Here is a 2366-nt window from a genome sequence, read left to right as displayed (position 1 = left end):
AGGGAACTTACGTTCTTATTATACCATATTGAGGAAAGCTTTGGCTAACGCCAACCGACATTCATCTCCCCCTTATCATTGGGCTTCGCCCTTCACACGATTGAAGAGGGAGTCTTCTGTCGGAAAATGATAAAAAAGAAGCTAGGTTCAGCACCTAACCTGCTTCCCTAGCTTCTTTTATCTTCTGATACGATCAATGATCACTTTTTGGATAAGATAGTTAAGAACACTGATGATAATTCCAGCCACAAAAGCGGTGAGGAAGGAATCGATCGTAAAACCTGCAATAAAGGTCTGAGCTAACATTAACGTAATCGCATTAACCACCAAGAGAAAGAGACCAAATGTAAGAATGGTGATAGGTAAAGTAAAAAAGATAATAATGGGCTTCACGACAGCATTGATAATCGCAAGAATAATCGCTGCTAACAAAGCAACCGTGACTCCTTCAATGGTGAAACCTTCTAAATATCCAGCTACGATCATTAATGTAGCCCAATTCCCTGCAAGGCGCAATAATAAATTCATGTACCTTAAACCCTTTCTTCTGTTGGAATAATGACCATACCCACTAGATACACTACAGCCATGGTCCCAAAGGACATAAACAGTCCCAATACAAACCCTAGACGGATAAAGGTTGTATCAACATTAAAATATTCGCCCAACCCTCCGCATATTCCTCCTATCATTCGATTATGATGCGCCCGTACTAATTTTTTCATATACCATCACCCTCTTCTTTTTCTAATACATGGATCGAACCAGTTCTAGATTCAACAACAAGATCATGCTGTTTCTCTTCCCCCTGCTGAAAAACGATTTTTTTATTGTGAGAAAGTCCTTGTTCTTCCGTAATTCGCGCTTCTTTCAAGGAACATTTCATACTGCCATATCCTGTTTTAAGCTCCCCATGAACTCCTTGTATATGATCAGGATAGATCACACGAATGGAGCCATTGTGCGTCATTGCCTTGATCGCACTTGAATCCACCTTCTCCTGTTGTATACGAATGCTACCATTGGTCGTTTCACATTCTAATGATTGGTAATGACCAAAAGCATGGATGCTGCCATTAGAAGAACGTATAACCCCTCGCTCCGCTTCGATATGATGGAGCTGAACTCGACCATTTGACGTAGAGGCTTCTAAAGAATCAGCTGTGGTTTTCTCAAGACGAATCGATCCATTAGTAGAATGCACCGTTAGCTGTTCTGCCTGAAGCTTTCCTGTTTGTACTCCGCCATGTGTTGTATTTAACTCCACTTTCGAATATCCTCTGACTGGTACATATACTTCGATCGTGCCTCTTACTCCTTTTTGCTCTAGCAAAGAGAATGAAAATACCTCTCCTTCTTCTTTTTGCTCGTATACACTTCTTAACTTTTCTAATGCTTCCTCTTCATCTCTTACTTTTGAAACATAGCCAGTAATGAAGACTTTCGCATAGGGCTGATCCCATTCTTGGCAACGAATATTTCCATTAGGAGTAGAGAATGAAAGCTTTTGAAATTCAAAAGTTGGGATTTCCACTCGATCTGTTACTTTAATTCCCCCATTGAAGGAAATATCGAAATCAAAATCCATGTCCTGCACCTTTTGCATCGCCTTACCTAGCATATCAAAAAGCTTCGCAGCGCCTTTATTCGCGCTAGATACCAGCTTCTCAGTAGCCTCATGCAGATCCTCTTTTACCTTTTGAAATTGTTCTGAATTCAGGTATTCTGAGCGCTCTCCTTTCTTATCCTTAGGGCCCTGATGTGTTTTTCTTTCTTCGTCCTTTTGTTTTTTTTCAATGGTTTCTAGGAGTAGTACTCCTTCTTCCGCCGTAATCTTTCCCTCTTCAATCATTTTTAAAATCATTTTTCTTTCTTCCATTTTCCTCTTCCTCCAATCAGTTTTTTATCATTATGTGATGTCTTTCAGACGTTTTAACGTTTCCTCTGGTGTCAGCTCTCCTTGATAGAGCTGATCCAATAATTCCTGACGCTTGCTTTTTTCTTCGGATACCTTCTCCGGCTTATAGCCTAATGCTTCAACTACTTGTTCTAGACGATTTCGTACTGTGGGATAAGAAATGCCCAATTCACGCTCTACTTCTTTGATATTCCCTCTCGCCTTGAGAAAGATTTCAACAAAATGAAGTTGTTCTGTATTTAGATGAGATAATCTTGATGCTTCAAAACGACCTTGGAGTGTGGTGTCACAATGATCGCAATGGAGCTCTTGTATAACAAGCTTAGATTGACATACTGGGCAAGATGAAGGAACTGGATAACTCATGCTTCTACCCCTTTCACTAAAGTATTATTTTATTTTTAAATGTTACAGTTTAATATATTAAACATTATAATAAATGTTATTC

Annotated in this window: 4 protein-coding genes; all 4 read right to left on the bottom strand. The window is 39.5% G+C overall.

Annotated elements, in window-relative coordinates:
* Nucleotides 1-177: 177 nt before the first annotated feature.
* From JCM10596_RS22700 to JCM10596_RS22685, 4 genes are read right to left on the bottom strand one after another with little or no spacing between them, the layout of a single operon-like run.
* Nucleotides 178-528, bottom strand: a complete 351-nt coding sequence (locus JCM10596_RS22700; RefSeq protein WP_025029050.1) for a phage holin family protein — start codon at nucleotides 526-528, stop codon at nucleotides 178-180.
* Nucleotides 529-533: 5 nt separating this feature from the next.
* A complete protein-coding gene (locus JCM10596_RS22695; RefSeq protein WP_025029049.1) occupies nucleotides 534-725 on the bottom strand; it encodes a PspC domain-containing protein in 192 nt (63 codons plus the stop codon).
* Nucleotides 722-1879 (bottom strand): DUF4097 family beta strand repeat-containing protein, encoded by a 1158-nt coding sequence (locus JCM10596_RS22690; protein WP_025029048.1) that lies wholly within the window; start codon nucleotides 1877-1879, stop codon nucleotides 722-724. Before JCM10596_RS22690 ends, JCM10596_RS22695 begins: the two co-directional genes overlap by 4 nt.
* A 30-nt stretch (nucleotides 1880-1909) precedes the next feature.
* The gene (locus JCM10596_RS22685; protein WP_025029047.1) at nucleotides 1910-2284 is read right to left on the bottom strand and encodes a DUF2089 domain-containing protein; all 375 of its coding nucleotides are present in this window, start codon (nucleotides 2282-2284) and stop codon (nucleotides 1910-1912) included.
* Nucleotides 2285-2366 lie beyond the last annotated feature (82 nt).

Origin of the sequence: Caldalkalibacillus mannanilyticus JCM 10596, assembly GCF_000615945.1 — a bacterium.
In the GTDB taxonomy this organism is placed as follows: Bacteria; Bacillota; Bacilli; order Caldalkalibacillales; family JCM-10596; genus Bacillus_AT; species Bacillus_AT mannanilyticus.
Note: the sequence above shows the minus strand (reverse complement) of the source record. Positions and strands in the feature narration are given on the sequence as shown.